Origin of the sequence: Antricoccus suffuscus (genome assembly GCF_003003235.1) — a bacterium.
In the GTDB taxonomy this organism is placed as follows: domain Bacteria; phylum Actinomycetota; class Actinomycetes; order Mycobacteriales; family Antricoccaceae; genus Antricoccus; species Antricoccus suffuscus.
The window spans coordinates 1-26,560 of record NZ_PVUE01000013.1 but is presented as its reverse complement, the minus strand read 5'-3'; the positions used below and the strand labels follow the sequence as shown (position 1 = coordinate 26,560).

Genomic DNA, 26,560 nt, shown 5'->3' with positions numbered 1-26,560 from the left:
AAGTCGGATCCAGACTCGAATCAGGTAGATAGGAGAGACCCAGGGATGTCCTTGCTCCTGCAACAGATTGTCAACGGACTCGTCCTCGGTGGGGCTTATGTCCTCATCGCACTCGGACTGTTCCTCGTTTTCACCGCTCTGCACATACCGAACTTCGCCCACGGTGAAATGTATGCGCTGGGCGCCTTCCTGCAATACACCTTGGTCGTCGGGCTCGGGATGAACTTCTTCGTCGGCGTCGCGTTGAGCGCCGTCGGCGTCGCAGTCATCGGTGCGCTGCTGGAGATTAGCGTCTTTCGACGGCTCGCCAGCCGCACCCTCATCACCGTTCTAGTGGGTTCGTTGGCGTTGTCCATCGTGATCCAGGAACTACTCGTGATGGTCTGGGGTAAAGACGTTCTCGCCGTCCCGGCGCCGATGCAGGGAATGGTTCAGATCGGCGGGATCAGGATCACGACCTACCGACTGCTGATTATCGTCGTGGTGATGGTCGTGGCCGCGATCGCTGGATGGCTGGTGTATCGGACGTCGTACGGGCGTCAGGTACGGGCTCTGGCGCAGAACCGCGAGATCGCGGAGATGACCGCAATCAACGTGGGTGGCATCGGCACCATCACATTTGCGCTAGGAGCGGGGCTCGCCGGGATCGCTGGTGCGCTGCTCGCACCGACGGTCGCCATTGAGCCGCGGATGGGATTTCACCCGACGCTCGTCGCGTTCATGATCCTGGTCGTGGTCGGCGGGGGAGGCCGCATGTTGTCGATCGTCCTCGGTGGTTTCTTGATCGCGGCGATCGAGGTGCTGGCGGGAAGCTATATCTCCCATGTTGCGCAGGGCATCGTGGTATTCGCGCTACTGGTCGTGTTCTTGTCGGTCCGACCTGAAGGGGCCATCCGTCAGGGTGGGGTGCAGAAGGTGACGTTATGACACAAACCGTGCGCGAAGGTCGCGTGGCTAGCGAGAACGGGTCCCCGGCGGGAACAGGGTCATCAGCTCGGCGAAGTCTCATCTGGGATGACTTTGGGCTGCGAATGCGGTGGCGTCTGCTGATTGCACTCGTGTGCTCTGCTCTGACGATCGCGGTCGGAGCGCAGTCGTCAAGTCACGAGATTTATCTGATCACGGTCATCGTGATGTGGGCGCTGGTGGCTGCCTGCTTGAACATTGTGTTCGGACTGGCGGGCCAACTTGCGCTGGGGCAGGGCGCTTTTCTCGCACTAGGGGCCTATATCGGCGTCATCGGAACCGGTCGGTTTGACTGGAGCGGCTGGGTGTCCTTGGCGGTCGCCGGAACAGCCGCCGCGATCATCACACTGTTGTTGGGCATGGTGATCTTTCGCGCCCGTGGACTGTATTTTGCACTACTCACCACGGGTCTCGCCCTCGTCGCGTACGAGGTCGCCGAGGTGTGGACGTCTGTCACTGGAGGCACGGCCGGGGTGTCCACCTCTGGACCGATAGCGCTCGGTGGAGCGGCGAAACCGTTTCGGCTGTGGCCGTTCACAATCGATGAAGATCAGAGCTACCTGGTCCTCGGGACAGTCGTGTTGGCCCTCGTGCTGCTGGCCACCACTGTAATTCTACGGCGGAAAACTGGCGCCTCGTGGTTGGCCATTCGCGAAGATGAGACCCTGGCCGCGAGCGTCGGAATCGGCGTTGCGAAAGGGAAACGGATCGCTTTCGTCCTGGCGTCAGTTCTCGTGGCGCTGGTCGGTGTTATTTACGGTCACTGGCTCGGTTATGTGCTTCCGGAGAATTTCTCCTTTGCGACCGCATCCTTCGGACCACTCGCCATGGTAGTGATCGGTGGCAGCGGGTCGATTGCCGGACCGGTCATCGGCGCGGTCGTCGTAGCGGGGCTGCCCGAGATGTTTCGCGGCCTGCAGAGCCTGTCGACACTCGCGTACGGCGCACTGCTGCTGTTCGTCATGCTTTTGATGCCTAGCGGGATCGGGGGCCTTTTCAAACAAGGATGGCGATGGGCGGTGCGGCGTTTTCGTCGGCCTGCGGACACGAGCCAAACAAAGGATGGCAATGACCGAGACAATTGACAAAACTGTTGTCCTCGCCGCCGAGAAGATCACTGCTCGTTTTGGCGGTATCGTGGCGCTGAAGGATGTCGACCTCGCCGTACGTCGCGGCAGCGTACTCGGACTCATCGGTCCCAACGGGGCAGGGAAGACAACGCTCGTCAATGTACTGAGTGGTTTGATCCAGCCAACCAGCGGGCGAATACGCTTCGATGGCGTGCACCGAAGTTGGACCCTCGGCAAGGCCGCGCGATCCGGGGTAGCGCGAACATTCCAAGCTTCCACGGTGTTCCGCGAGTTTTCCGTCGTTGAGAATGTCTCGATCGGAGGACTCAATTCGAAGAGGCCTGTTGATCCACATCAGATCCTCGATCGAGTGGACCTGGGCGGACGAGCCCACGAAGTTGCAGGGAGCCTGTCGTTCGGTGAGTTGCGGAGATTGGGCGTTGCCATCGCTCTGTCTACCGCACCTAAAGTCATCCTGCTCGACGAACCGGGAGCCGGGCTAACCGGTCACGATCTGACGATGCTCGCGAACCTGATTCGCGGTATTCGCGATGACGGTACGGGCGTTGTGCTGGTGGACCACAACATGCGGTTCTTGATGAACACCGTCGACTCCGTTGTCGTGCTTGAGGGTGGAATGGTCATCGCAGAGGGCTCGCCTGAGGAGATACAACGTGATCAACGCGTGCTTGCCGCCTATTTAGGGAGCCACGAATGAGCCTGGTTGTGAAGCAACTCGTCGCGGGCTATGGCGAACGGACGATCATCCACGGCATCGACTTGGAGGTCGAGCAAGGCGAGGTAGTAGCCGTGCTCGGCACGAACGGCGTCGGCAAGTCGACCTTGTTGCGCACACTTGCCGGACTACAGCCGGCGACATCAGGGCAGATCCGGTTCGAAGGACGCGATATCACTCGTACCCGCGCCCATAGGCGAGTGCAGCAAGGATTGGTGCTCGTCCCCGAGGGACAGCAGTCGTTTCCGGCGATGTCGGTGTTCGAGAACCTTGAGCTTGGCGCTCGTGTCCGGGCGAAGTCGGCGACTGACACCACGGACAGGATTGCTGCTGTCATCGACTTGTTCCCGCGCTTGGGAGAGCGGAGGAACCAGGCGGCAGGCACGCTGTCAGGTGGCGAACGTCAGATGTTGGCGATCGCGCGCGCAATGCTCACCGAGCCCTCGGTACTCATGCTGGACGAGCCATCACAGGGTTTGGCGCCGATTATCATCGATCAACTTGCCGAGACGATTAACGAAATCGCGAGGACCACCACGATCTTGGTCGTCGAACAGAACCTCACCATTCCGTCGATCTGCGCTAGCCGAATCGTCGTTATCGAGGAAGGCGCGATTTCACTTGGTGGTTCGCCGGACGCGGTGCTGTCCGATGACCGGGTGGTGCACGCCTACCTGGGAATCTAGACCAGCGGGCCTTCAGCGCAATGATCGCGCTCGGACCGTGATAACTGGTGTACGCGTCACTCATACCTTCCAGAGACGCTACGGCGTATTTTGTACTGTTTACACTGCGCGTTGGGGTTTAGATAGTCGCGAGAGTGACTGTCTTCTGAGATTGGAGGTTGGCGATCGCCTCCCGGCTGTATCCGGCCTCAAGGAGGACTTCTTCGGTGTGCTGACCTACCAGAGGTGCCGGCCGAGTCACGGCCGCGCTTCCGTGCGCAAGCTCGAATCCGATTCCGGCTAATGGGACCGTTCCTAGTGGAGTCTCGACGTCCTGGAGCAGGTTTCGGTGGGCGAGTTGGGGATGCTGTAGTGCCTCGGCGAGTGAACGCACAGCACCGCACGGGACACCCTCCGCGCCGAAGCGTTGCTCCCAGTCGTATGGATCGCCCGTCTCCATCGCGGACTCAATCAACACTCGGAGTTCTTCGCGGTTTTCGCCGCGTGCGGCCCCATGTCGCAAATCTCGGATCGTCGAGTATCTCGGGACGTCCCAGTGTCCGGACCAAGGACTCAAACTGGCGCTCGGTTACGACGGCCAAGACGACGTAACCGTTTCCGCACCGGAATCGGTGTCCAGTCGGCTTGCCCGACACCGCTTGGTTTCCGGCTTGGGGACTTAGCTGGCCGAGCACGGTGTAGTTCGCGACTTGATCAGCCATCAAGCTCAGCATCGAGTCATACATCGCGACATCGACAAACTGTCCGCGGCCAGTGACCGTGCGTTGATATAGGGCGCTGGCCACGGCGAAGGCGGCGGTGAGGCCCGCGGTGGCGTCGGCAAGGGCAATCCCGGCGCGCATCGGACCGCCTCCAGGGTCACCATTAATTTTCATGATGCCGGACATAGCTTGAATCTTCCCGTCGAAGCTCGCCGTGTTCCGCTCCGGACCGTTGTTGCCGAAACCCGAGACCGAGCAGTAGATCAGCTGGGGGTTGATCTGCGCGAGAGCGTCGTAGCCGATTCCGAGGCGATCCATAACACCGGGTCGGAAGTTTTCCCACACGACATCTGCATCGCGAGCCAGCCGCTTGATTACTTCCATCGCGCCTGGCTGCTTCAGGTCCAACGCGATGCTCCTTTTGTTGACGTTCAGGGCCATGAAACTTGGCGAAATACCAGCGGTGGCCCAGCGATCGTCCGAGCTTGCAGCTGAGTACGAGTATCTGCTTTCGTCACCCTCGGCTGTCTCGATCTTGACGACGTCGGCACCGAGCATGCCGACCTGAAATGTGCCAAACGGTCCAGCGAAATAGCGAGTGAAGTCCAAGATGCGGATGCCCGCGAATGGCTGATGATCTTCGATCTGATTCTGTTGAGCTGTTGCGCGCGCCGAGAAATCGGGCAGCATTCGAAGCCTCTTTTCCGAATCGATTGTTCGGCGCCCGTTAAATAGGCCACCCAACCATCGTGCGGCAATACAATATGCGTATTGCCCAAAGCGTTTAACGATTAGTCCGGTCGTAATATGCCGTGTCTTTCGAGCGGTGTCAAGACGCATTCGCGAAGACGCCGCATTTTGCCATTGGGTCAGTGGCTTCAGATGGGGGATCGACGAACAGCACGCGATCGCCGCTATGGTAGGAAAGTTAGGACGAAGATGAAGCCGCGTGAGATGGGGCTTGGATTCGGAAGCTTGATAATTGCGAATTTTGTCGAATCTCTTGACATTCGCGTTTAGCCGCCCGCAGTATGTTCATACATTACTCGAGGTGGTGAATACAAATAGTGTATTGCCGAGCCGACGCAGCAATAATTGCCAACGACTCAGCCTTTTTGAATACTCTGTCCAACGGGCTTGGTGCGGTTGAAGTTCTCGCGGATGGGCGGCTCACATTGCGGCAGTTGGCCGATGCTCTTGGCCTACCGCGGCAAACGGCCTACCGGATCGTCCACACGATGGACCTCCTGGGATGGCTCGAACGCCGCCAATCCGATGACACGTACGGGCTCACTACGCGCTTGTGGGGGATCGGCGTTCGTTCACATGAAGCCACAGACCTGCGCGAAATTTGGGCGGAAACGGTAAATCGCCTCGGCGACCAGACCGGTGAAACCGTCCATCTTGCGGTTTATGACCAAGGGTTTTCCGTATATATAGGGAAACACGACGGTTGGCACCCTATTCGTAGCTACACGAAGCTTGGGGGGCGCTCGCCGGCGTACTGCGTGGCTACCGGAAAAGTGCTGCTCGCGGCCCGACCGGCCGAGGAGATCACCCGGCTCATCCACGGTGACCTCACAAAGTTCACCGCGACCACGATGACCGAGCCCTCTGAGCTGCGCGACGAACTCGCGAAGATCCGGAATGAAGGGCACGCCGTAAACAGCGGTGAGTATCGCGCCGAAGTCGGAGGAATCGCGGTGCCAATTCGTTCACCGCTCGGAGACGTTATCGCCGCGATTGGCTTCTCTGGTCCGCTCGAACGTATCCAAAACAAGTTTGCCGAGCTCCTAGAAGCACTCAAGAAGGCCACATCCACACGTTGACCCACACTTCGCTGCCGGCTCCGTGACTCACTGCTGAACTGCGAACCACAACACCCTTAGCCCCAGTGCTGGGGTACAGCTGCTCCGAAAGGAACACTCCATGAGCGTAAGTATCGAGATCGACGGCGTATCGAAGACCTACGACCGTCCCGGCGCTCCGCCGGTTAAAGCCTTGACGCACACCGACCTGACTCTTAACGAGGGCGAGTTCTTCTCGCTCGTTGGGCCGTCCGGATGCGGCAAATCAACCATCCTGAACATGGTCGCTGGTTTGCTTGACTCGACAAGCGGATCGCTCCGGATCGCCGGAAGCCCGGTGACCGGACCCAACCCAAGCACCGGCATCGTGTTTCAGAAGGCAACGCTCCTTCGATGGCTCACCGTTTACGAAAACGTACTCCTACCAGCAAAGGTCGCGAACGCGATCAGCACATCGACGCGGGACATGGCCGATCATCTGCTGCAACTTACGGGATTGAGCGATTTCAAAGATCGTTATCCATCCGAGCTCTCCGGTGGAATGCAACAACGTGCGGCCATCGTGCGGGCGCTCGTCAACAACCCAACAGTCTTGCTGATGGATGAACCGTTCTCCGCACTTGACGAGTTTACTCGGGAGACTCTCAACGACGAGTTGCTGCGGTTGTGGACCGAGCGTCCGAAGACGGTCCTATTTATCACGCACAACATCACCGAGGCGGTGTACCTCTCCGATCGAATCGGGGTCATGAACACGAAACCAGGCCGGCTCAAGGAGATCGTCGAGGTGAAGCTCGCGCGCCCGCGGTCACCGGAGTTGCGCACCGATGCCGCGTTCTACGACATCGTCAGGCGAGTGCGGGGGCTTATCGGGCCCATGCACGAGGAGACCGAGTCGCGCGTAGGTGCCGCATGACGACCACAGCAGCGGAGCATCTCACGATGACAACGCCGGACCGGACTGAAGAAGAGTACGCGACGATCGCGGCGGCCCAGCGGAGAACGGCCCGACGCCATAGCCGGATCCGGAATCTCTCGATGCAGGTTGGGGTTCTCGTCGTCGTCATCGGCGTGTGGATTGTCGCGGCGCAAAACGAGTGGGTTACACCGCTTCTGCTTCCGAAGTTCAGCGCGGTTCTTGATGCCTTCGAAGCGGGGCTGATCCAGGGGCAGTGGTGGCCGCACATCGGCATCACGATGCAGGAGACCGCGCTCGGATTTGTCATCGGTGTCGCACTTGGGCTGATAGTCGGAGCGTTGTTCGCATTTGTTAAGCCGCTGCATACGGCGTTCTATCCCTACGTGATTGCGCTGATGAGCTTCCCGAAGATCGCGATCGCTCCTCTCTTGATTGTCGCCTTTGGCTATGACCTGACTCCCAAGGTCATCATCGCGACAATGCTGGCCTTCTTCCCGGTAATGACCAGCGCGACCGCCGGCCTCGGTGAGGTCAACCCGGACGAACTCAACCTCATGAAGGCAATGGGTGCCAGCAAATTGGACGAATTGCGCTACCTACGGATACCTAATGCCATGTCGTACGTATTTCCATCGCTCGACGTCGCTCTCATCGGCGCGCTGCTCGGCGCTGTCGCAGCAGAATTGATCGGCGCTCAAGGGGGCCTCGGATACGTGCTCTCGCAGGGACAGGCATACGGCGATGTCGCGGGAATGTACGGCGTACTGATCCTGCTCGCCATTCTCGGCGCGTTGATGCACACCGTGATCACGCTCGTTCGCAGACTGCTGCCGATGAGCGTCGTACCCAAATCAGAAAACAAGTAGGCGAGAGGACATCATGCTTGAAGGCATAACAGTATTGGAAGTCGGCGACGAGCCGGCGGTGCGTTTCTGTGGCTGGATCTTCGCGATGAACGGGGCCGCAGTCACGCGGCTCGGGCAGCGCACGCCGTCAGGACGCACCGACAAATGGAGTGATGCCTACCTCAACACACACAAGGTCGTGCAGGACAGCGAAACGCTGAGCAAAACTGGTTTTCAGGAGATGGTTGCCGGCGCCGACGTTGTCATCGGTGACTCGAATATCGACTGGACGCTGTATGCAGCCGTGTCTGCCGTCACTGGCACGGTTGACGCATTCGCGACAGACGGACCATACGCAGGCTGGCGCGGAACCGAACTCGTCTACGCGACACTCGGCGGTGCTACCGGGTACACCTTCACGCGGGACGATGAGCCGGTCTACGGGTACGGCGACAGGTTTCAATACCTGGCCGGAATGTACCTCTACCAGTCACTGTGCTCGTGCCTGTTGCAGGCCGACTTGAACGGGCCGCTCGAAGAGTCGTACACCACCCCGAGGGTCAGAGTGTCGAATTTTGAGTCCGTGGTCTCGCTGCTTCCGTACCTCACCACGCAATACGAGTACAACAAGGTCGAGTCGACGAAAGAGCAAAGCGGGCCACGGTTTGTTAGCCGGTGTACTGATGGATTCATCGTGTCGTACGCCGGGTTCGCGTGGGAGCCGATCGCGAAAACTCTGGACCGCCTGGACCTTCTCGAGGATCCACGGTTCGTCGACAACAGCGCTCGATTCGAGAACATGGCGACACTGGGGATAGTTCTGGATGAGTGGGCCTCGAACAAGACTGTCGCCGAAGCCTGCCGCGCTGGTGCGCAGTACAACGTCGCGATTACCGACATCCGTTCGCCTGAGGCTGCTCTCGGCGACGAGTCACTCTCGCAACGGGGTGCATGGTGTGACGTCGAAATGGATGGTCGGCAAGGGCGAGTCCCGGCGGCGCCGTACACCGTGGACGGCGGCCGTCCTCACATCTCTGCGAGCGAGGTCGTCGCGTGATCAAAAGAATGAGCCCCGACAAGCTGCCGCTCACCGGCGTCCGGATCATGGATATGACGCATGTGTGGTCCGGCCCCATGGCGACGCGGGTGCTTGCCGGACTGGGCGCCGAGGTGATCAAGCTCGAGAGCCCCAATAAGCCAGACGCGCTACGCGGCAACAAGACGGATGTCGCGCTGAGATATCCAAACCTCACACCCGGCGAGGACTCGATCAACCGCAATGCCTGGTACAACACCCAGAACGTCGATAAGAAGGGCGTTGTTGTCGACCTCAAAACAGCCGAGGGCATGGACATCGCGCGCCAACTCGTTGCCACCAGCGATGTGGTGATCGCCAACTATCGACCGGGAGTCCTGGACCGGATGGGACTCGGGTTCGATGAGCTCAAGGTCATCAACCCGAAGATTGTGCTGGTCGAGATGCCGGGATACACCGCCGACAGCCCTCAGGCTGCAGCGCCTGCGTTTGGTGCGCAGTTTGATGCGCAATCAGGTGCCGCGACACTCACAGGTGGTCAGGATGGTCCGCTGTTGACCGGCTATGCAATCGGGGACCCGGCTGCGGGATTGATGGCCGGGAACGCCGTCGTGACCGCTCTACTTCGCCGGAACCGTACCGGCGCGCCGGGACACATCGTTCTCGCGCAGTCTGAGGCGATGATGCCTCTGCTCGGTGAGTATTACCTCGCCGAGAGCGTCGGAGAGTCGATCCGCGAGGAAATTAACGCTGACCGCCGCTTCGTGCCACATGGGCTCTATCGCACGGGAGACGGTGGATGGCTTGCGATCGCCGCTACCAGCGACGCGCAGTGGCGCAAGCTACGCGAGGTCCTGGTGGACGTTGACGCGAACCTCGCCGGCATTGAGACTCTTCGCGAACGTGAGGGTGCAGCGAGGCAGATCGATGACGCGCTGCGGACCTACGCGGCAGCAATCGCTGATGCAGCAGCCGGCGCTCAGGATCTGCAGACGTTAGGCGTCCCCGCTGCCCCGATGCAAGGGGCAAAGGCGATCTGCGCGGATCCGCAACTTGCGCACTCCGCGTATTTCAAGGAACTGCAGCTGGAGAGCGTCGGGACGCACAGCTACCCGGGGCTGCCCATCTGCATCGATGGCGAACGCATCGGGACGCGTACGCCCGCGCCCAGATTTAAGGAAGACACTGCGGCCGTGATGACGAAGGTAGTTGGCCTCAGCGACCAGCAGATCATCGACCTCGGACGCCGGGGCGTGCTCGGCCTTCTCGACCAGTAGCGCACGACCCATATCCGACCATCCGTCAAACGAAAGGCACCCCATGAACGAAACAGTCACATACGAGTCTCACCAAGACGTCGCGACCATCATGATCCGTCGCGGTAACAAGTTGAACGCTCTCAACAACGATGTCGTGGAAGGACTTCGCGACGCTTGGATGCGGTTTGAGGCAAGCGATGACCGTGCCGCAGTACTGACCTCGGAAGGGGACCGCGCATTCTGCGTCGGAGCCGATCTGAGCGATCCGCCCGCGGAAATGTGGGAAGCAGTACCCGGAGTGGGGGTTTCCGTCACCAAGCCGGTTGTCGCCGCGGTGTTCGGGCACTGCGTGGGAGGCGGTTACATCCTTAGTCAGCACAGTGATCTCGCGGTCGTCGCCGACAACACCGTCTTCATGTATCCCGAGGCGCGAGTCGGATTCACTGGGGGACTGTGTTCGGGCGCGGCCGTCCGTGTTCCCCACAAGATTGCGATGGAATTCCTGCTGCTAGGTGAGCCGCTGACCGCGCAACGCGCCTATGAGGTGGGGATGGTCAACAAGGTCGTGCCGCTGGGAACTCAACTGGAGGTGGCGACTCAGATGGCGCAGACCATCGCACAGAGTGCGCCGCTGGTGGTGTCGACGATCAAACAGTTCGCGGATCGCACTGTTCCATTGAGTCCTTCCGAAGAGGCGGCCCATGCTCGTCGCCAGTTGGTACAGGTCAGCCGAAGCAGCGATGGACAGGAAGGCAAGGCCGCGTTCCTGGAAAAGCGGCAGCCCTCATTTCAAGGAATCTGAGAATCCGGACTAGATGGGAATATCAAAATGTCACTGAAAACTACTGGTATTAAAGCAACGTCCGCAATCGCGACCGTTGCAATCGCAGTGCTCGGACTAGCTGCGTGTGGATCTGACAGCTCGTCAGGTAGTTCAAAGTCAAAAGATGACAGCATCGTTTTTGCCACTGGTGCGCCCGTCCTTCTCGACAGCACCGCGCCGTACGGGTCCGTACCGAAAGCCATGGGATATTGGAAAGACCAAGGGCTCACCGTGCAGATTCAGCCGACCGCCGGCGCGACGGCGTCCGCTCAGCTGCTCACTGCCGGCAAGGCCGACATCATCGCGGGCGGCACCTCTTCGTTGTACCAAGCGGCCGCGGCCGATCCGAAGATCCGGCTTGTGAGCCTGCAAGCGGAGAACTTCTGGCAGATCGCGGTGCCTGAGGACAGCAAAATCAAATCGATCGACGACCTCAAGGGCAAGACGATCGGCACTCAGTCGCTCAGCTCCGCGTCGTACCTATTCGGTCGTGCCGCCGTCCAAGCCTCGGGCCTCGATCCCGATTCGGACGTGAAGTGGTTAGTCATTGGCGTTGGAAGTCAAGCTGCAGCGGCGATCAAGGACGGGACGGTCGCGGCGTACGCGTCATACGACGGACCAACCGGCGTTGTCTCGGGCGTGCTGGGCAAGAAACTGATCAACCTGCCGACCCCGTTGGACAAGGTCTCTGGGCTGTCTGGCTACGCAACTACGGAACAGTTCCTCAAAGAGCACAAGAGCGCAATCGTCAAGTTTTTGCTCGGTACCTACAAGGGTTACATTTTCAGTACGACGAACCCTGGTGCGGCCGAGCAGATCCAATGGGCCGAATACCCCGAGCAAAAGCCGAAGGGGATGTCGACTGAGGAAGCGATCCAGTCTGTGCTGCCAAATGTTGAGTCGCGCTTCAAGAGCGGGTCTGTCCCTGGCCCGTCTGGTCTTATCGGCGACGTCCCGATGAAAGACGTGCAGGACAGCATCGACTTTATGGTGAAGTACGGCGTGCTGAAGGCGAGCCTTGACTCGAAGAAGGTCGTGGACCTAAGTCTCAATAAGGAAGCTAACAAGTTCGACGCCGACGCGGTCAAGAAGCAAGCCCAGAACTGGAAGCCGTAATGCAGACCAACGAAGCCAGCACACTTGTCATTGACCGCAACTCACTCGAAGCCCTCGAGCCTCATCCTGGCGCTGCCACGTGGTCGGAGGACGACTGCATGCTCTACGCCATCGGTGTCGGTGCTGGAAATGCTGACCCGTGCCGAGAGTTGAACCTAACCACAGAGAACTCCGAGGGCGTGACGCTGCAAGTGATACCGACGTTCGGGATCACGCTGTGCACTGTCGGACCTGGACTTTTTGCGCCGTTAGGCGTGCGCGGTCAGGATGTCCTGCTGATGGAGGAGTCCATAAGGCTCGCTAGGCCGATTCGGCCCACCGGGTCGGCGAAGTCGACGGGACGGGTCGTGGCAGTGGCTGACCATCCGCGTGGCTACGTGGTGACGGTGGAGAACGAGGTTGTTGACGGTGCCGACCACGGACCGATGTTTACGACCAGGTCACGAACATTGGTCCACGTCGCGCGCCCGGACAGCGAAATCGCGGCTATGCGCAAACCGCCGGTAGGATCGGCCGTGCCCAGCCGCGCGCCTGATGCCTCGGTAGCGTTTTCGATCGCGCAGAATCAGTGCCTGCTGTACCGACTCGCAAGCGGTCGAAACCCCTTGCACTCCGATCCGACCGTCTCTCGGCGAGTGGGCTATCAGGTGCCCTTGCTACATGGGCGCTGCACGCTCGGATTTGCCGCGCGGCACCTGATCGACGAGGTGTGCAGCGGCGACGCGAGCAAACTTCGTGCCCTGTCTGGGAAGCTTTCAGCTCCGGTATTTCCCGGAGACGATCTCACCACACGGATATGGCGTGAAGCCGATAAGGGCAGCTACGAGATTCTGCGTCCCAGAGACGGAGTCACGGTCGTGTCGAAAGGGACCTTTGAATGCGCGGTGTGAAGTCGAAAAAGACAGGTGAGTCTGCAGACGTGGACGAGGACCTATCGCGACCGCTCACCGGTGTCCGGGTGCTTGAGTTCGGCCACGTCGCCGCCGGCCCGTTTGCCGCGTCGCTTCTTGCAGACCTTGGGGCCGATGTGGTCAAGGTCGAGCCTCCTTCTGGTGACCAGATGCGATCCTGGCCGCCTCTCGTAAGCGACGAACGGGAGACGTTTAGCCACAACTTCGCCTCGGTGAACCGCAACAAGCGCAGTGTTACGGCCAATTTGAAGGATCCCAAGGAGTTTGCTGAAATCCTTGCGCTCACCCGAGAGGCTGACGTGATCGTCGAGAATTATCGGCCCGGCGCTTTGGACCGCCTTGGTCTTGGATTTGACGCGGTGTCTCACGGTCACAAGGGGATGGTCTACTGCTCGATCTCGGGCTTCGGGCTCAATAGTCCGTACGTATCGAACGGTGCTTACGACGTCGTTATCCAAGGCATGAGCGGTCTGATGAGTATTACTGGTGAACCGGGCGGAAAGCCCGTGAAAGCGGGCGTTCCGGTGGCGGACTTTATCAGCGGCCTGTACGGCGCATACACGATCGCCGCGCTGCTCCCCAAAGTCCGAGGGTCCGGTCACTCGGCTCGTATCGACTGCCCAATGCTGGACTGTCTGCTCGGCGCGTCGGCGCTTCAGACCAGCGAGTACTGGGGGAGTCACAAAGAACCCCTACCACTTGGATCGGCGCATCCTCGAAATGCGCCGTACCAGGCTTACCAGGCTTCTGACCGGGACTTCATTGTCGCGGCCGGCAGCCACAAGCTATGGCTTGCCGTGTGCGACGTAACGGACCTGGAACATCTGGCCGATGACCCGCGGTTCGTAGACCAAGAACATCGCGCCGCGAATCAAGTCGCCCTAGCAGAGGTACTGCAGGAGCGATTCAGCAACAAGCCCGCCTCCGCGTGGGTAACCGAACTCAGTGCGCGCGGCGTACCGGCAAGCCTGGTGAACTCATTCGGGGATATCTTGGCCGATTCGCACATCACCGCAACCCAACTCGTGCAGGATGTCGACGTACCGGTCGCTGGCCCGACTCCGATGGTCGTGTTTCCGGCGCGCATCGGTGAGCACCCATCGAAGATCTACAACGCGCCACCGCGCCTTGGCGAACACAACCACGATGTCTTTCGCGAATGGACCGAGTCGTGAGTCTTGATCCGCCTGTCCTTATTGACCGAGTCTCGAGCGACCGTCGAGATCTGGTGCTGAATCGGGGCGCCACGCGCAATGCGTTGTCGGGTGCACTGGTCGACGGGCTTTTGATCGCACTGCACGAGGCGGAGATCGACGGGGTTCGACTGGTGGTACTACGAAGTTGCACCCGCGTGTTCAGTAGCGGCTTCGACCTCGGCTCCTTGGAACACGAGAACGACGCTTCACTACTGCTGCGCTTTGCGCGTATCGGGCTGCTGCTTGAGCAAATCTCTCGGGCGCCCTTCTTCACGGTCGCGGTTATGGAAGGCGCGGCAGTAGGGGCGGGCGCGGACGTCGCCCTGGCGTGTGACCATCGGATCGGAACGCCGCATGCCTCCTTCCGGTTTCCGGGGGCGGGCTTTGGAGTTGTGCTGGGAACCCTCAGACTTACCGGCCTGGTCGGCGAGTCTGAGGCACTCCGCCTGGTCAGCACGAACGCGACCCTGCCGTGCGCGGAGGCGGCCGGGCTCGGCGTCGTACGAATGGTGCCGAATAACTCGGATATCGAGGCGCTCGTCACCGAACTGCAAACCGGTATCGAGGCGTTGTCGGCTGACACCGCGCGTGACCTTTGCGAGGCCGCAAGACACCTGGACTACGCAAGGGCGCTTGCCGATCTCGTGAGATCTATCGCGGGCAGGCCAGGAATCAAAGACCGCATCGCTGCATTCGCGGCCTCGGCTCGGCCGCAGCCACCCAAACCGGACGACGTACCAACGGCACCGAAACCCACCTTCTAACCGACGGACAGGAGTCACGGACATGGAACGACTTGCGTTGCACCCCCGCAGTTACGATAAGTCAGGCGCGCTGCAGATGGCCGAGGTCCCGCTAATTGCCCACCGAGGCGGCCTTTCAGAGGCGCAGTTCATCGTGCACCACTATGACCAACCCGAGGTAGCGGATCAGGAAACGCTGGTCGTCACGTCCTTGGATGGCACGAGCAGGTCGATCGATATCGAGACGATCAAGAGCCTGCCCACGCGCGAAGTGACAGCTGTCCTTGAATGCGCAGGCAATGGGCGCGGTTTCCTTGCGCAGCGGGCGCCCGGAAACCAGTTCGGCCTCGGGCTCTTTCATCAGGCAAAGTGGCGGGGCGTGTCGGTGAGAGACATCTTGCGCGACGATGACATCAGCCAGCAGGACTGGACGACCCTTGTTGTCCAGTCCAGTGACGAGGGCGTTGCTATGCCGGAGAACGTCCACGCTCAGTTTGGCAAGGGCCTGGTGCGGTCCAAAGCCCTGCACCCGGACACGATTCTGGCGTGGCAGGTGAACGGACAGGATCTGCCACGGAACCATGGCGCACCGGTCCGGCTGGTTGTGCCGGGCTGGTATGGAATTTGGTGGGCGAAATGGGTCAAGTCGCTAGCGCTGACAGACAGGCCCTACAAGGAGTTTTGGCAGCACGAACGCTATACGTACCAGACAGCCGACGGCACAATCATTGCGCCGGTTACGGAGCACCTACCTCGTGCCGTGATAGTCGCACCGGAAAGTAATGACGAGGTCTTTGACGACACCGAGGTGTCCATTCTGGCGTGGGCCGGCGAGACTCCAGTGGCCGCTGTCGAACTGACGGTCGACGACGGGGCCTCGTGGACCAGCGCGACCGTCGTGGAAGCTGCGCCCACACCCTTTGCGTGGGGACGCTATAGGGCAGCTATTTCGACCGGACTTCCGCGAGGTCGGCGCCGCCTGGCAGTGCGTGCGACCGACATAAACGGACGAACTCAATCCTGGCAGCCGGCAATGAATCGATTGGGCTACGGAAACAACGGAATTCACACTATCGAAATCGAACTTCTGCCGTCACGACCAGCCGAGGCGTAGTTCGAGAAAAGGCAGGAGCTTCGAAATGCAGGATCTGATAGACCGGGTCGCCGGAATTGTGGAGGCTTACCCCGACGAACACGTGCTCACGCCAAAAGTGGCGGAGGCGCTCACTGAAGCGCTGGCGCGTGGCCTCGACCTACCCGCCGCAACTACGAGACCGAACCCCGACCGCTACGTCATGTACCCGCTTTACATCGCTGACGACGAAAGCTTTTCAATAGCCTCCGCAGTCTGGGACGTCGGGCAGGGCACCCCGGTGCACGGACATGAAACGTGGGGAGTGGTCGGCATCTATTCAGGCCAAGAGCACGAGCTCAGCTTCGTTAAGCCGACCGTACCGGACGTCCCGCTGATAGCTAACGGAGAGCACGTTTGGAAACCCGGCGAGGTAACCGTCTGTTGCACCACGGACGACGACGTACACCAAGTGCGCTGCGAAGGTGACGCACCTGTTATCGGCATTCACATCTACGGCGGCAACATTGGGACCATTGAACGACGCTCATATGAGCCCGAAACCGGTCGAGTTGACTGGTTTGTTTCGAACTGGGGCGATACCGACTAGCGGCTATTGGTCGTGACGCGTCGGTCTAAGTAGCCGAGGTCCAGACAGTGATCGATGTCGATGTGCCGCAGGCGACGCGATTGCACCGTCTACGACACGATCGCTACGACGATAACGAGTAGCAGAATGCGCGGATGTCCTCGGCGGTCGCGTCGTTCACCTCGGGCGCGTTGACCGGCGCGAGCAGGATGTCGCCGGCGTGCGTCGTTCCCGGCGTGATCCGTCCCCGCGCCCTGACTCCGGCGGCCCAGAGCTTCCGCAGGAAGTGCAGACCCTCATCGCGCAGCGGATCGAGCTCGTTGACCGAGATGACGGTCGGCGGGAAGCCGGTCAGATCCTCGGTCGATGCGTGCAGCGGCCAGGCCGTCGGCTCGGTCGCGTTCTTCCCGCCCGGGTCGTACGCCGCCACCAACAGACCCATCATGTCGGTGCGTAGGAAGAACCCGTTGTTCTCATGCAAGGAGGTGAGCTCGGCCGGCGGATCGGCGTACATGCCGGATATATATGGGCATTCGGCGTAGACGCCGGCGATTCGCTGCACCCAGCCCTGTCGGTTCGCGGTCAGCGTGGTCGCCAGCGAGAGGTTGCCGCCGCCGGATTCTCCGGACACGACGACCTGACCGATGCCCAGATCGTCGGCATGATCGAGGACGTATTGCAGCCCGGCGACACAATCAGTCAATCCGGCCGGGTAGGGGTAGGGCCCCAACTTGCCGGCGCCGTTGCGGTATTCGACACCGACGACGACCAATCCGGTGGCCGCCATGCGGTCGCGCCACCAAACGTACTCCGGATTCGACGCGGCAAGCAGCACCATGCCGCCACCGTGGATGTGGTAGACGCAGGGGAGTGGGCCTGTCGCGTTGGTGGGCCGGTGCACGTAGAGGGTGATCTCGTTGTCATCCCCGCCCGGCACCGTCAGCGTGTCGTGCGTGATGCCTTCGACCGCGGGCACGTTCTGGAACGCCGCGGCAAACAGCTGACCGAACCCCTCCTCGGCGGCGTCGGCGTACGCGATGATGTCGGCGGTCGGCGCGTCGGGTCCGAGCGGTGGCGGCTCACCGTTGTTGTCCAGCCCGAAGGCGGCAAGCGTCGCGAGCAGCCTCGGATCCATCCGAGGGTCGGTGGCGAGCGTGCGCTCCGGGTCGCCAAGACGTCCGGGCAATTCGGGATTGGTCATCGGATTCCCCCGTAAGTGTGATGCAGTTGACAGTTGTCGCAAGTACATCACGCGGCACGTGGGCGAACAAGGGACTCGACTTGGCTCGACCCCGTGTGGCTATCGGGTCGGCTTGCGACTGACCGCGATCCCGGCCATCAGCGCCAGCCCATTAATCGTGATGACCGGTGCATCCGGCGGCGGGGTCGGTTGCGGGCCGTCGTCCCATTTGCGGCTGTCCTCGAAGGCACCCATGAAACCGATACCGCTGACCTTCACGTGGGCGTCGTCCGGTACGACGATCTCGATCCCGCCCATGATGGCGACGACCGTGATAGTCACCTCCCGCTGGGAGAAGTTGGCGTAACGAAGGTCGAGCTCCCCGCCGCCCATCCACGCGAACCCGGTGAACTTCGCTGGGACAGTCCACGCGCCCTTGCGCGTGAATCCCGACCAGATCGCCATTGAGAACGTCGGCCCCTCACCGCCTGTGATTCGGTCGGCGGCAGCGGGAGCGCCCGGCGTCGCCACCGCGTGCGACGTGGCCGGTCGAGGCGTGGAGGCCGGCGGTGCGACCAAGTCGGCGGTCAGCGGCTCGAGCTCGTCGCGGTACACCGTTGACCAGACGCTCGTCGTACGCTCCTCGAACTCGTCGAGCGAAAGTTGCCCCTTGCCTAGGGCATCCTGCAGGAGCGCGGCGGTTTGATGGCGTTCGGCATCACCGGCGCGCAGGCGAACCGCACGCTCCGATTCCGCGGGTAGGGCTGCGGGCGGTGGCCGATCGGGATCGTCCGGTGGACGCGGTGCATCAGGCTCAGACATGCGGTCCAGCCTAGGCGACTAGTTACGGGCTGGGTTACTTCTGCCGCGGGGCGGTCCACCAGAACTCAAGCTGGATGTTATCCGGGTCCCGGAAGACCAGCGCCGTACCGGATCCGGACGGCGCATCGGTCACCGGCGAGTGCTCCACGCCGAGCTCGGCGAGTCGCCGCTGCCAGTCATCCAGTTCCGCACGCTCGGCGACCGCGAAACCGACGTGATCAAGTCCGGGCTGCTTCTCATCGAACCGGTCGGAAGCTGGTTTATTGTGCTGAAGTAGCCCGATCACCATTTTGGTGGGTGGGTGAAAGAGCATCTCCACGACATAGTTTTCTGATTCCGAACGTTGAAGTCGTTTGAGACCAAGTACGTCGGCGTACCACGTCGCGCTCTTTTCGGCGTTCGTGACCGACAGTTCGAGATGGCTAACTCCAGTGAATTCAGGCATGCGATCGCGCTCCATTCGTTAATTCAGACTTACTACCGCATTCAGCGTGACGGCTCATGCGACAGGTCTGCGGCCTTGGGTGATGGGGTGAACCGGATCGGAGCGTGTTGCGGTCCGCAGGTGAAGTTGGACGGGACCCAGGTCGGCTCTTCGGTGAGTTCAATGTTTTGCAGGCGGGTAAGGATTTGCCGGAATATCGTGTCGATCTCGATTCTGGCAAAGTGCGAGCCGAGGCAGAAGTGCGGACCGCCGCCGCCGAACGCGACATGCGGGTTGGGGTTGCGGTCGAGGATGATGTCGTCCGGGTTGTCAAACACCGCAGGGTCCCGGTTCGCGGCCGCATAAAAGATGCCCACCTTGTCTCCGGCGCGGACGCTCACATCGCCGATCGTCGTGTCCTCGGTCGCGGTGCGGCGCATATGTACGACGGGGCTTTGGAACCGCAACAACTCGTCGATAGCCGTCGGCATGAGCTCATCGACGTTCGCCCTGAACTGTTCGAGGATCTCGGGGCGCTGTACGAGCGAAACGAGGCCGCCCCCGACCAAGCCCCGAGTGGTATCGCCGCCAGCATTGACCAGCAGAGTGATGAAGGCCTGGAACTCCTGGCTGGTCAGCTTCTGTCCGTCAAGTTCGGCGTGCGCGAGGCTGGAGGCCAGATCGTTGCCGGGGTTGGCGGTTTTCTCGGCGTGCAGCTCGGCGGTGAATGCTTGATAGTCGCTGGCGACCTGGGCGCGCCGCTCGTCGGTGACGCTGTCCATCGCCGAGTGCATGACCTCGGTCAGGTCATACAGGCGCACGCCGACCTCGAGCGGTATGCCCAGCAGCTGCGCCACGACGTACGACGGGAGCTTGCCGGCGATGTCTCGCACGAGATCGCACTCGCCCCGCTCGGACACCTCGTCGATAATTTGCGACGCCAACTGTGCGATATCCGCCTGCCATTCGGCGGCCCGTTTCGGCAGGAACTGCGGTCCGACCAGCTTGCGATAGCGGTTGTGCTGCGGCGGATCCATGTTGAGCATCATCGCCCGTACGGCGCCGAGGTGCTCCTCAGGCATGTCGTACAGCATGGTGCCGGCGGCGTAGCTGGAGAACAGCTTGTTGTCCAGGCTGATCTCCTTGACCAGCTTGTGGCTGGTGACCGCCCAGAAGCCGCCGCCAATCTCCTCGGGTGCCTCATGCCAGTAGACCGGCGCGTTGTCCAGAAGCCAATGATATTGGTCGATGGGATGCCCCTGACGGTACGACGAGGAATGCCACAGATCGATCGGGATTCGAGTGCTGGTCGTCATCGTCGTACTCCTTCAAGGTGGGTCGTTGACGTCGCGGCTGGTGAAACGCCAACGATGACTTGGTGCGCGGCTCCGAATGACAGTGGGACCATTCGAGTCCGGACCTGCCCCGCGAAATCTACTGTGACGGTTGGCAATCCGGCAACCCAGTGAGCACACGATCGCTGTTGCGAGCTCCGCACAAAGGTGCCACGCACGTCCCGACGGCTTGGATATGTACCTGATCCTGGATAACTACGTCGCCCTCAAATGCCCGAAAGTTCAGGCATGGTTGGGAAAGCGGTCATCCGTCGTACTCTTGGAGCTCGCTTGCCCAGGCGGCGAAATACGCGCGAGCCGCCGACACATCTGCACCCGGGAGTGGGATTTCGTCGTCGGTGAAGCGTCCGATAGTTCCCAGCATCTGTCCTAGTACACCGCGGTCAAAACCCGCGTCCAACTCAGCCGCTTGACCGAGCAGGAGGTCTTTGCCGAACCTTTGCGCCAGGACATACGCATCAGCGAAATCACGCGCCTCTGCCCGGCCGAACAAAGCCAGCAGTTTGCGCCCCGCAAGTTCTCGCGGTCCCATGGTCGGCCCGAGCACTGTGACAGTCGGCAGATCGTGTGGTGGCGAGTCGATTTCCAGATCGATCAGGAGTTGGTCATCCCGATTGGTGATGAGGAGGCGGCAGAACGTCGGGCTGTCGTGAATTAACTCGACGTCATAGCCACGTCGTTTCAAAGCGCGAAGGAAGGACGTCTTCGCCTCAGCACAGACGTCACCGGAGTCGAAGCGAACAGGTCGATGTCTTGCGTCGAGCGGCTGATCAGCGCCGATGCCAGGAGTCCGGCACCGCCAGCCACAAGGAACCCGTGCGAGTCTTTGAGGCCGAAGAAGATGCGTCCGATGTGGACCTGGAAGGTCGTGGGACGGTTCTCGCCCTCCACTACGCCACAACCTTATCGGCTCCGCCGCTTACCACGGCGTTCCACGAGCTACGGACAGCCGCCGGAAGCACCAATTCATCCCACAGGTCGACCAACAGCGCGCCGTCGACGTACCGCAGCACATCCTCAGGTCCGCCCTCTCTGAGCACGATCTCGTAGACCCGGGCACGCTGGCGCCGGTCACGCATGTCGAACTGTCGACCACGGTCGGACCAGTTCAAATGCACCGGCAACTTCACGGTCGCCAAAGCATCCTCAACCGGGAGCCGTGGCAGCACCTTAGGCACCACGATCCGCCTCCCCCGATCCGCCGCGATCTCGACGAATTCCACAGCCGGAGCCAACGCCAGCTCGTATCCCGCCGCCCGCAAGATCCGCGATGCGGTATCCAGAGTCGGCGACTTACGACCGTGCTCGTAGGCCGACAAGGTGGGCCGCGACGTCGCCGCAGCAACAGCCAGGGCAGCCCGAGACAGCCCCGCCGCCTCGCGGGCCTGCACAAGTAGACGTCTGGCACCCATCGCCCCATCGTATCCGATCAGATACTGTCTGCAAAAGGGCAGGATTGTGAAGAACTTGTCGTTCTTAGCGCGCGTCGGGCGATACCGAGTGCCGCAGAAAATGGGATCGTCTATGTGACCGAGGATCGAAGGTGCATTGATTCTTCGAGACCGCATCGAGGACGCGACCCAGGAATGACCCAGGTCCCATGCAGTCCACTGAGCAATAACGAGCAGCACTCTGAGAGGAACGCGCCACCGATGGATGAACCGATTGACTTCGAGGCCCGGGCCAAGCAGTGGGTCACGCAGCGGTACGGCGAGGGCGCCGGCGTACGCAACTTTGGACCTATGCCTGGGAACTCCGGGCTGAGCTTCGGATTCGACATTTACTCGTCCGGCGAGTCGGTGCTCGAGTCGGTGGTGGTGCGGTTGGCGCCGCCTGGGGTACGACGCAGCGGCAATACCGACGTACTGCGTCAGGTGCCGCTGTTGCAGGCGCTGGGCCAGACCGACGTGCCGGTCGCGCCGCTGCTGTGGCATGGCGATGAGTCCAGCCCGTTCGGCACGGATGCGATCGCCCAACGGCGGCTTGAAGGCCGGTCGCTGAGCCGGAATGCGGTGGGGACGCTGGCGCCCGGTCGCACCGCGGACGACTATGTGGAACGCGCGGTCGAGGCGTTGACTCGCGTGCACGCGGTGGACTGGGAGGCGTTGCTTCCGGGCTGGGGTACGCCGGTTTCAGTGGAGGACGATCTGGCCTATTGGCAGCGGCTGTTGGACAAGGCCGCTGATCCGCAGGTGTTGGAGCTTGCCGGCCGGGTGCGCGCGAAGTTGATCGAGTCGCAGCCAACCGGCGATCGGCGGGGACTGTTCCACGGCGACTTCCAACCCAACAACGTGCTGTACGACGCGAGCGGCGATGTGCTGGCGATCGTGGACTGGGAGATCGCGGGCGTCGGCCGCACTGGGATGGACGTGGGCTGGCTGTCGTTCATGCTGGACAAGAGCTTCTGGGGACCGGAGTACCGGGAGGTCGTGCAGATCGATGTTGACCCGGCGTTGATCCACGGCTGGTACGAGCAGTACGCCGGGGTCGAATTGCCGCACTTTGGCTGGTACCGCGCCTATGCGGCGTACCGGTTCGGCACGATCGCGGCGTACAACGTGCGGCTGCACCGCACCGGGCGGCGACCCGATCCGGTCTACGAGACGATGGCCAGTTCGGTCCCGGTGTTGTTCCAGCGCGGCCTCGAGGTCGTCGATTCCTGAACGCTCACAGCCGACAACCGGCGGTGAGATGACCGCCGTGCAGACGCGATTTGTCTACTTGAGTACGACGCCCGGAGCGTCCGTCACTTACGCCGAACGAAGGAGAGTTAGTGCCTGAACAGTTTTCATGGGACCAAGCCGCGCGCGAGGCCGGGGTGGACGCCAACGGCCGGTTTAATATTGCCGGGATCGACCTGCCCGAAGAACGCGCGCTGATCTGGTGCCGGGACGACGGCTCGATGATCGAGCTGAGCAAGAAGGAGGTCCGTGCGCAGGTGATGCAGCTTGCCGCCGAGCTTGAGCGGCTCGGCGTACGGCCGGGGGATCGTGTGGCCGGTCTGCTAAGCAAGCGCCCGGAGTCGTTCACCGCGGCTCTCGCGACGTGGTACATCGGCGGCGTCTACGTGCCGCTGTTCTCTGGGTTCAGCGGGGACGGCATTCGGGTCCGGATGCAGGACAGTGGCGCGAGCGCGGTCGTCACCGATGGGGCGAACCTGTCTGGTCTCGACACCGTCAAGGACGAGTTTCCGGGCCTGAAGATGGTGGTCGTCGATCCAAGCGGACAGCTTTTCGGCGATCTCACGAAGGACCCGGCGGGCTATCAGCCCTTCGACTCACACGTCGATGATCTCGCCACGATCATGTACACCTCGGGTACGACGGGGAAGCCGAAGGGCTGCATGATGAGTCATCGGATCATCGCCAACTTGCGGCCATATATGGATAATTGTCTCGGGCTGGGCGAGGGCGAGGTGCTGTTCGCCGGATCCGACGCCGGCTGGTCATTCGGCCTTTTCACAACGGGTGTCGGTCCGCTCTCGCGCAAGAACCCGCGAGTGATCTTCGAGGGCCGGTTCAGCCCAGAAGGCTGGTGGCGCGCGATGGAGCAAAGCGGCGCGAGCGTTATGGCCGTCGCGCCCACGGCATTTCGCCAATTGGCGGCTGCCGGGGCGGACAAGATCCCCGCGGTGTTCACGGGAGCGTCCAGCGCCGGCGAACCCCTCGACGCCACGATCGCGCGCTGGTTCGAGCAACACGCAGGCGTGACGATCTACGACTGTTACGGGCTGTCCGAAGTCGCGATGGTCGTGGGCAATTTGCGTACCTCAGCAGAGCCGCCGATTCCCGGATCGATGGGTACGCCGGTACCGGGCTGGGAGGTCGCGCTGCGCGCCGAGGACGGCACCACCGTCGACGGCGAAGGATCCGGCAGGCTCGCGATTAGGCAGAACGGATACTTCGCGACGGCCGGCTACTGGAACCGGGAAGCGGACTGGAAGGCACGTTTCGATGGTGACTGGTTCATCACCGAGGACGTCGTACGACGTGATGCTGACGGCCGGTACTGGTTCGAGTCGCGCAGTGACGACGTCATCGTTGCCTCCGGCATGAACGTCGGCCCGTCCGAGGTCGAAAGCGCACTCCTCGAGCATCCGTTGATCGATGATGCCGGCTGTGCGGGCCTTCCCGATCCGGTAAAGGGCTCGATCGTCACGGCGCACGTCGTACTCAACGGTCCCGAACCAGAAGGCCTCGCCGACGAACTACGTGCCTGGGTGAGCGAACGGGTAGGCCGCCACGCAGCGCCCCGACGGATCCAAGTGTGGGACGAGTTGCCGCGTACGGCGAGCGGCAAACTGCGGCGCCTCGACCTCCGCGCGGCTCTTACGCAGTCTGACAACGACCATCAATAACCGTACGAAGGGCAGCAATATGTGGAGTTTTGGTACTGAACCGGAGTTTCAGAAAGAGCTCGAATGGATCGACACGTTCGTCCGGGAGGAGGTGCAGCCACTGGACTACGTGCTGGGCAGCCAGCACAACATCCACGATCCGGAATTCGAGCGTCTCGTTCGCCCGTTGCAAAAGCAGGTGAAGGAACGGGGGCTGTGGGCGTGCCATCTCGGGCCGGAGTTAGGTGGGCAGGGCTACGGGCAGGTCAAGCTGGCACTGATGAACGAGAAGTTCGGCATGTCGCGTTTCGGGCCGATTGTGTTTGGTGCGCAGGCACCGGACACCGGCAACTCCGAGATCCTGGCGCATTACGGGACCGCGGAGCAGAAGGAGCGCTACCTTCGTCCGCTGTTGGATAACGAGATCGTGTCCTGCTTCTCGATGACCGAGCCGCAGGGCGGCGCGGATCCGACCGTGTTTACGACCTCCGCTGTTCAGGATGGCGACGAGTGGGTCATCAACGGCGAGAAGTGGTTTGCCTCGGAGGCGCGCTATGCGGCGTTCTACATCATGATGGTCGTGACCGAACCGGACGAACCTAACCCGCATCGCCGGATGTCGATGTTCATCCTGCCGGCGGAGACCCCGGGGATCGAGATCGTCAAGAACTACGGGTTCTACGGCGAACCCGATGACACGCATGCCCACCTAAAGCTCAATGATGTCCGGGTGCCCGAGGAAAACATGCTGGGCGGCCGTGGCGACGCGTTCGTCGTCGCACAGACGCGCCTCAGTGGCGGGCGGATGCATCACGCGATGCGCACCATCGCGCAAGCCACTCGAGCGTTTGAGCTGATGTGCGAGCGAGTCAACTCGCGCACCACCAAGGGCGAGGTCCTCGGCCGCAAGCAGATGGTGCAGGAGCAGATCGCGGACAGCTGGATTGAGTTGCGGCAATTCCGGCTGCTGGTCCTCGAGACGGCGTGGCTCGCCGATGAGAACAAGGACTGGAAGGCGATCCGCAAGAACGTGTCCGCCGTCAAGGCGATCATGCCGGGATTGCTGCAGAGTATCGCTTCTCGCGCGCTGCACCTGCACGGTTCCCTCGGCATCACCCATGACATGCCGTTCGCGGAGTGGGTGATCAACTCTTTCCACGTCGGGCTGGCGGACGGGCCGACCGAGGTACACAAAGGCGTCGTCGCGCGCGAGGTGCTCGGCGAGTACGCCGCGACAGACGCGAAGTTCCCGTCGTACATGCGCGACGACCTTGCGGCGGCGGCGCGTGAGAAGTTCGGCATCAGCGGCTAACAGAACGTCCGGATACTTTGCGTTAAAGAGATCGGGCGCTCAAGTGTGGCGATGACGGGCAGAAATTTCAGGGTCACCTGAGCGACCTCCTCAGCACAACATCCACGGCCCGGAGTTCGGGTAGCTCCTGGACGCCGCTGGAATTGCAGTGCCAGAGAGAGTTCGATGTTTGTAGCGCTACGATCTGGGCAAAATTACCGTTCCACCTGACTGGGCTGCTCATGGAGCTATGGATGTAGTTTGGCGAGTAACAGACCCCAACGCACGATAGAGCGGAGCACAAGATGACCGAAACTACGACGTCCGCGTCGATCGGCACGATGGATCCATTTGATGCGATGAACGACCTGCGGATGTCCGAGAAGGCGCAACCGCTGCTCGAGCACGTCAAGAAATTCATCGCCGAGACCGTGGAGCCGATGTATGAGGAGTTCGTGCGTCTAGGCGAGGGACACGCCGACCGCTGGACGTATGCGCCGGGACAGCTCGAAGTGCTGCAGACGGCAAAGGATAAGGCTAAGGAGGAAGGGCTGTGGAACTTCTTCCTGCCTGATGCAGATACCGGTGAGGGTCTGTCCAACCTCGATTATGCATATATCGCCGTCGAGTTGGGCAAGAACCCGCTCGCGTCGGAGGCGATGAACTGCTCGGCGCC

General features: G+C 61.4%; 28 protein-coding genes and 1 pseudogene. 21 read left to right on the top strand and 8 right to left on the bottom strand.

The features are described 5' to 3' along the window. Positions 1-45 precede the first annotated feature (45 nt). From CLV47_RS14605 to CLV47_RS14590, 4 genes are read left to right on the top strand one after another with little or no spacing between them, the layout of a single operon-like run. On the top strand, positions 46-927 hold the full coding sequence (locus CLV47_RS14605) for a branched-chain amino acid ABC transporter permease (RefSeq protein ID WP_106349802.1): 882 nt from the start codon (positions 46-48) through the stop codon (positions 925-927). Next, positions 924-2,051: a branched-chain amino acid ABC transporter permease gene (locus tag CLV47_RS14600; RefSeq protein WP_106349801.1), complete on the top strand. Its 1,128-nt coding sequence runs from the start codon at positions 924-926 to the stop codon at positions 2,049-2,051. The genes CLV47_RS14605 and CLV47_RS14600 overlap by 4 nt, the downstream gene beginning before the upstream one ends. Continuing rightward, positions 2,035-2,754: an ABC transporter ATP-binding protein gene (locus CLV47_RS14595; RefSeq protein ID WP_170111092.1), complete on the top strand. Its 720-nt coding sequence runs from the start codon at positions 2,035-2,037 to the stop codon at positions 2,752-2,754. Before CLV47_RS14600 ends, CLV47_RS14595 begins: the two co-directional genes overlap by 17 nt. Beyond that, complete coding sequence (locus tag CLV47_RS14590; RefSeq protein WP_106349800.1) at positions 2,751-3,458, top strand: ABC transporter ATP-binding protein; 708 nt, start codon at positions 2,751-2,753, stop codon at positions 3,456-3,458. The genes CLV47_RS14595 and CLV47_RS14590 overlap by 4 nt, the downstream gene beginning before the upstream one ends. 118 nt (positions 3,459-3,576) lie before the next feature. On the opposite strand, the gene CLV47_RS22615 is transcribed toward CLV47_RS14590, so the two are convergent. Then, positions 3,577-3,915, bottom strand: coding sequence for a CoA transferase (locus CLV47_RS22615; protein ID WP_272946799.1), 339 nt, complete (start codon positions 3,913-3,915; stop codon positions 3,577-3,579). Beyond that, positions 3,905-4,849, bottom strand: coding sequence for a CaiB/BaiF CoA transferase family protein (locus CLV47_RS14580; protein ID WP_170111090.1), 945 nt, complete (start codon positions 4,847-4,849; stop codon positions 3,905-3,907). Before CLV47_RS14580 ends, CLV47_RS22615 begins: the two co-directional genes overlap by 11 nt. Before the next feature lie 425 nt (positions 4,850-5,274). Here CLV47_RS14580 and CLV47_RS14575 point away from each other — a divergent pair, with 425 nt between their 5' ends. From CLV47_RS14575 to CLV47_RS14520, 12 genes are all read left to right on the top strand, one after another. Beyond that, on the top strand, positions 5,275-5,988 hold the full coding sequence (locus tag CLV47_RS14575) for an IclR family transcriptional regulator (protein WP_146135395.1): 714 nt from the start codon (positions 5,275-5,277) through the stop codon (positions 5,986-5,988). Positions 5,989-6,088: 100 nt separating this feature from the next. Continuing rightward, positions 6,089-6,883 (top strand): ABC transporter ATP-binding protein, encoded by a 795-nt coding sequence (locus tag CLV47_RS14570; protein WP_106349796.1) that lies wholly within the window; start codon positions 6,089-6,091, stop codon positions 6,881-6,883. Further along, positions 6,880-7,752, top strand: coding sequence for an ABC transporter permease (locus tag CLV47_RS14565; protein WP_106349795.1), 873 nt, complete (start codon positions 6,880-6,882; stop codon positions 7,750-7,752). Before CLV47_RS14570 ends, CLV47_RS14565 begins: the two co-directional genes overlap by 4 nt. A gap of 13 nt (positions 7,753-7,765) precedes the next feature. Next, a complete protein-coding gene (locus CLV47_RS14560; protein WP_106349794.1) occupies positions 7,766-8,788 on the top strand; it encodes a CoA transferase in 1,023 nt (340 codons plus the stop codon). After that, positions 8,785-10,044 carry a CaiB/BaiF CoA transferase family protein gene (locus tag CLV47_RS14555; RefSeq protein ID WP_146135394.1) on the top strand — a complete coding sequence of 420 codons (1,260 nt, stop codon included), beginning with the start codon at positions 8,785-8,787 and terminating at the stop codon, positions 10,042-10,044. The genes CLV47_RS14560 and CLV47_RS14555 overlap by 4 nt, the downstream gene beginning before the upstream one ends. Before the next feature lie 43 nt (positions 10,045-10,087). Further along, positions 10,088-10,828: an enoyl-CoA hydratase/isomerase family protein gene (locus CLV47_RS14550; protein WP_106349792.1), complete on the top strand. Its 741-nt coding sequence runs from the start codon at positions 10,088-10,090 to the stop codon at positions 10,826-10,828. A 222-nt stretch (positions 10,829-11,050) separates the two neighbouring features. Further along, on the top strand, positions 11,051-11,965 hold the full coding sequence (locus CLV47_RS14545; protein WP_170111089.1) for an ABC transporter substrate-binding protein: 915 nt from the start codon (positions 11,051-11,053) through the stop codon (positions 11,963-11,965). After that, the gene (locus CLV47_RS14540) at positions 11,965-12,855 is read left to right on the top strand and encodes a MaoC/PaaZ C-terminal domain-containing protein (RefSeq protein ID WP_106349790.1); all 891 of its coding nucleotides are present in this window, start codon (positions 11,965-11,967) and stop codon (positions 12,853-12,855) included. Before CLV47_RS14545 ends, CLV47_RS14540 begins: the two co-directional genes overlap by 1 nt. Then, positions 12,852-14,051, top strand: coding sequence for a CaiB/BaiF CoA transferase family protein (locus CLV47_RS14535; protein WP_202862601.1), 1,200 nt, complete (start codon positions 12,852-12,854; stop codon positions 14,049-14,051). The genes CLV47_RS14540 and CLV47_RS14535 overlap by 4 nt, the downstream gene beginning before the upstream one ends. Continuing rightward, positions 14,048-14,836, top strand: a complete 789-nt coding sequence (locus CLV47_RS14530) for an enoyl-CoA hydratase/isomerase family protein (protein WP_170111088.1) — start codon at positions 14,048-14,050, stop codon at positions 14,834-14,836. The genes CLV47_RS14535 and CLV47_RS14530 overlap by 4 nt, the downstream gene beginning before the upstream one ends. Before the next feature lie 22 nt (positions 14,837-14,858). Then, positions 14,859-15,929, top strand: coding sequence for a molybdopterin-dependent oxidoreductase (locus CLV47_RS14525; RefSeq protein ID WP_106349787.1), 1,071 nt, complete (start codon positions 14,859-14,861; stop codon positions 15,927-15,929). A gap of 25 nt (positions 15,930-15,954) precedes the next feature. Next, complete coding sequence (locus CLV47_RS14520; protein ID WP_106349786.1) at positions 15,955-16,497, top strand: cysteine dioxygenase family protein; 543 nt, start codon at positions 15,955-15,957, stop codon at positions 16,495-16,497. Positions 16,498-16,600: 103 nt separating this feature from the next. Here CLV47_RS14520 and CLV47_RS14515 read toward each other — a convergent pair whose 3' ends face one another. The 4 genes from CLV47_RS14515 to CLV47_RS14500 form a co-directional block, all read right to left on the bottom strand. After that, positions 16,601-17,677 carry an alpha/beta hydrolase gene (locus tag CLV47_RS14515; protein WP_106349785.1) on the bottom strand — a complete coding sequence of 359 codons (1,077 nt, stop codon included), beginning with the start codon at positions 17,675-17,677 and terminating at the stop codon, positions 16,601-16,603. Positions 17,678-17,776: 99 nt separating this feature from the next. After that, the gene (locus tag CLV47_RS14510; RefSeq protein ID WP_106349784.1) at positions 17,777-18,478 is read right to left on the bottom strand and encodes a DUF1707 SHOCT-like domain-containing protein; all 702 of its coding nucleotides are present in this window, start codon (positions 18,476-18,478) and stop codon (positions 17,777-17,779) included. Between the two features lie 34 nt (positions 18,479-18,512). Continuing rightward, positions 18,513-18,923, bottom strand: coding sequence for a VOC family protein (locus tag CLV47_RS14505; protein WP_170111087.1), 411 nt, complete (start codon positions 18,921-18,923; stop codon positions 18,513-18,515). 41 nt (positions 18,924-18,964) lie between these two features. Beyond that, positions 18,965-20,218: a cytochrome P450 gene (locus CLV47_RS14500; RefSeq protein WP_106349782.1), complete on the bottom strand. Its 1,254-nt coding sequence runs from the start codon at positions 20,216-20,218 to the stop codon at positions 18,965-18,967. A gap of 448 nt (positions 20,219-20,666) precedes the next feature. On the opposite strand from CLV47_RS14500, the gene CLV47_RS22075 reads away from it, so the two are divergent. Continuing rightward, on the top strand, positions 20,667-20,915 hold the full coding sequence (locus CLV47_RS22075) for a hypothetical protein (protein WP_170111086.1): 249 nt from the start codon (positions 20,667-20,669) through the stop codon (positions 20,913-20,915). 23 nt (positions 20,916-20,938) lie between these two features. Here CLV47_RS22075 and CLV47_RS14490 read toward each other — a convergent pair whose 3' ends face one another. Both CLV47_RS14490 and CLV47_RS14485 read right to left on the bottom strand, forming a co-directional pair. Further along, entirely contained in the window at positions 20,939-21,148 is a 210-nt protein-coding gene (locus CLV47_RS14490) for a hypothetical protein (protein WP_106349780.1), read from the bottom strand. Further along, complete coding sequence (locus tag CLV47_RS14485) at positions 21,148-21,669, bottom strand: helix-turn-helix domain-containing protein (RefSeq protein ID WP_106349779.1); 522 nt, start codon at positions 21,667-21,669, stop codon at positions 21,148-21,150. Before CLV47_RS14485 ends, CLV47_RS14490 begins: the two co-directional genes overlap by 1 nt. 240 nt (positions 21,670-21,909) lie before the next feature. Here CLV47_RS14485 and CLV47_RS14480 point away from each other — a divergent pair, with 240 nt between their 5' ends. The 4 genes and pseudogenes from CLV47_RS14480 to CLV47_RS14465 all read left to right on the top strand — a co-directional run. Beyond that, a complete protein-coding gene (locus CLV47_RS14480) occupies positions 21,910-22,920 on the top strand; it encodes a phosphotransferase family protein (protein WP_170111085.1) in 1,011 nt (336 codons plus the stop codon). 110 nt (positions 22,921-23,030) lie between these two features. Next, positions 23,031-24,614, top strand: coding sequence for an acetate--CoA ligase (locus CLV47_RS14475; protein ID WP_106349777.1), 1,584 nt, complete (start codon positions 23,031-23,033; stop codon positions 24,612-24,614). Between the two features lie 19 nt (positions 24,615-24,633). Continuing rightward, positions 24,634-25,905 (top strand): acyl-CoA dehydrogenase family protein, encoded by a 1,272-nt coding sequence (locus CLV47_RS14470; protein WP_106349776.1) that lies wholly within the window; start codon positions 24,634-24,636, stop codon positions 25,903-25,905. Positions 25,906-26,189: 284 nt separating this feature from the next. Next, positions 26,190-26,560 (top strand): annotated as a pseudogene (locus CLV47_RS14465) (hypothetical protein); the annotation flags it as partial.

Excerpts from the sequence above, each read along its gene's own strand:
- CLV47_RS14605 (WP_106349802.1), top strand. The coding sequence starts at position 46 with ATGTCCTTGCTCCTGCAACAGATTGTCAACGGACTCGTCCTCGGTGGG.
- CLV47_RS14600 (WP_106349801.1), top strand. The coding sequence starts at position 924 with ATGACACAAACCGTGCGCGAAGGTCGCGTGGCTAGCGAGAACGGGTCC.
- CLV47_RS14595 (WP_170111092.1), top strand. The coding sequence starts at position 2,035 with ATGACCGAGACAATTGACAAAACTGTTGTCCTCGCCGCCGAGAAGATC.
- CLV47_RS14590 (WP_106349800.1), top strand. The coding sequence starts at position 2,751 with ATGAGCCTGGTTGTGAAGCAACTCGTCGCGGGCTATGGCGAACGGACG.
- CLV47_RS14580 (WP_170111090.1), bottom strand. The coding sequence starts at position 4,849 with ATGCTGCCCGATTTCTCGGCGCGCGCAACAGCTCAACAGAATCAGATC.
- CLV47_RS14570 (WP_106349796.1), top strand. The coding sequence starts at position 6,089 with ATGAGCGTAAGTATCGAGATCGACGGCGTATCGAAGACCTACGACCGT.
- CLV47_RS14565 (WP_106349795.1), top strand. The coding sequence starts at position 6,880 with ATGACGACCACAGCAGCGGAGCATCTCACGATGACAACGCCGGACCGG.
- CLV47_RS14560 (WP_106349794.1), top strand. The coding sequence starts at position 7,766 with ATGCTTGAAGGCATAACAGTATTGGAAGTCGGCGACGAGCCGGCGGTG.
- CLV47_RS14550 (WP_106349792.1), top strand. The coding sequence starts at position 10,088 with ATGAACGAAACAGTCACATACGAGTCTCACCAAGACGTCGCGACCATC.
- CLV47_RS14545 (WP_170111089.1), top strand. The coding sequence starts at position 11,051 with ATGGGATATTGGAAAGACCAAGGGCTCACCGTGCAGATTCAGCCGACC.
- CLV47_RS14540 (WP_106349790.1), top strand. The coding sequence starts at position 11,965 with ATGCAGACCAACGAAGCCAGCACACTTGTCATTGACCGCAACTCACTC.
- CLV47_RS14525 (WP_106349787.1), top strand. The coding sequence starts at position 14,859 with ATGGAACGACTTGCGTTGCACCCCCGCAGTTACGATAAGTCAGGCGCG.
- CLV47_RS14520 (WP_106349786.1), top strand. The coding sequence starts at position 15,955 with ATGCAGGATCTGATAGACCGGGTCGCCGGAATTGTGGAGGCTTACCCC.
- CLV47_RS14515 (WP_106349785.1), bottom strand. The coding sequence starts at position 17,677 with ATGACCAATCCCGAATTGCCCGGACGTCTTGGCGACCCGGAGCGCACG.
- CLV47_RS14510 (WP_106349784.1), bottom strand. The coding sequence starts at position 18,478 with ATGTCTGAGCCTGATGCACCGCGTCCACCGGACGATCCCGATCGGCCA.
- CLV47_RS14505 (WP_170111087.1), bottom strand. The coding sequence starts at position 18,923 with ATGCCTGAATTCACTGGAGTTAGCCATCTCGAACTGTCGGTCACGAAC.
- CLV47_RS14500 (WP_106349782.1), bottom strand. The coding sequence starts at position 20,218 with ATGACGACCAGCACTCGAATCCCGATCGATCTGTGGCATTCCTCGTCG.
- CLV47_RS14485 (WP_106349779.1), bottom strand. The coding sequence starts at position 21,669 with ATGGGTGCCAGACGTCTACTTGTGCAGGCCCGCGAGGCGGCGGGGCTG.
- CLV47_RS14480 (WP_170111085.1), top strand. The coding sequence starts at position 21,910 with ATGGATGAACCGATTGACTTCGAGGCCCGGGCCAAGCAGTGGGTCACG.
- CLV47_RS14470 (WP_106349776.1), top strand. The coding sequence starts at position 24,634 with ATGTGGAGTTTTGGTACTGAACCGGAGTTTCAGAAAGAGCTCGAATGG.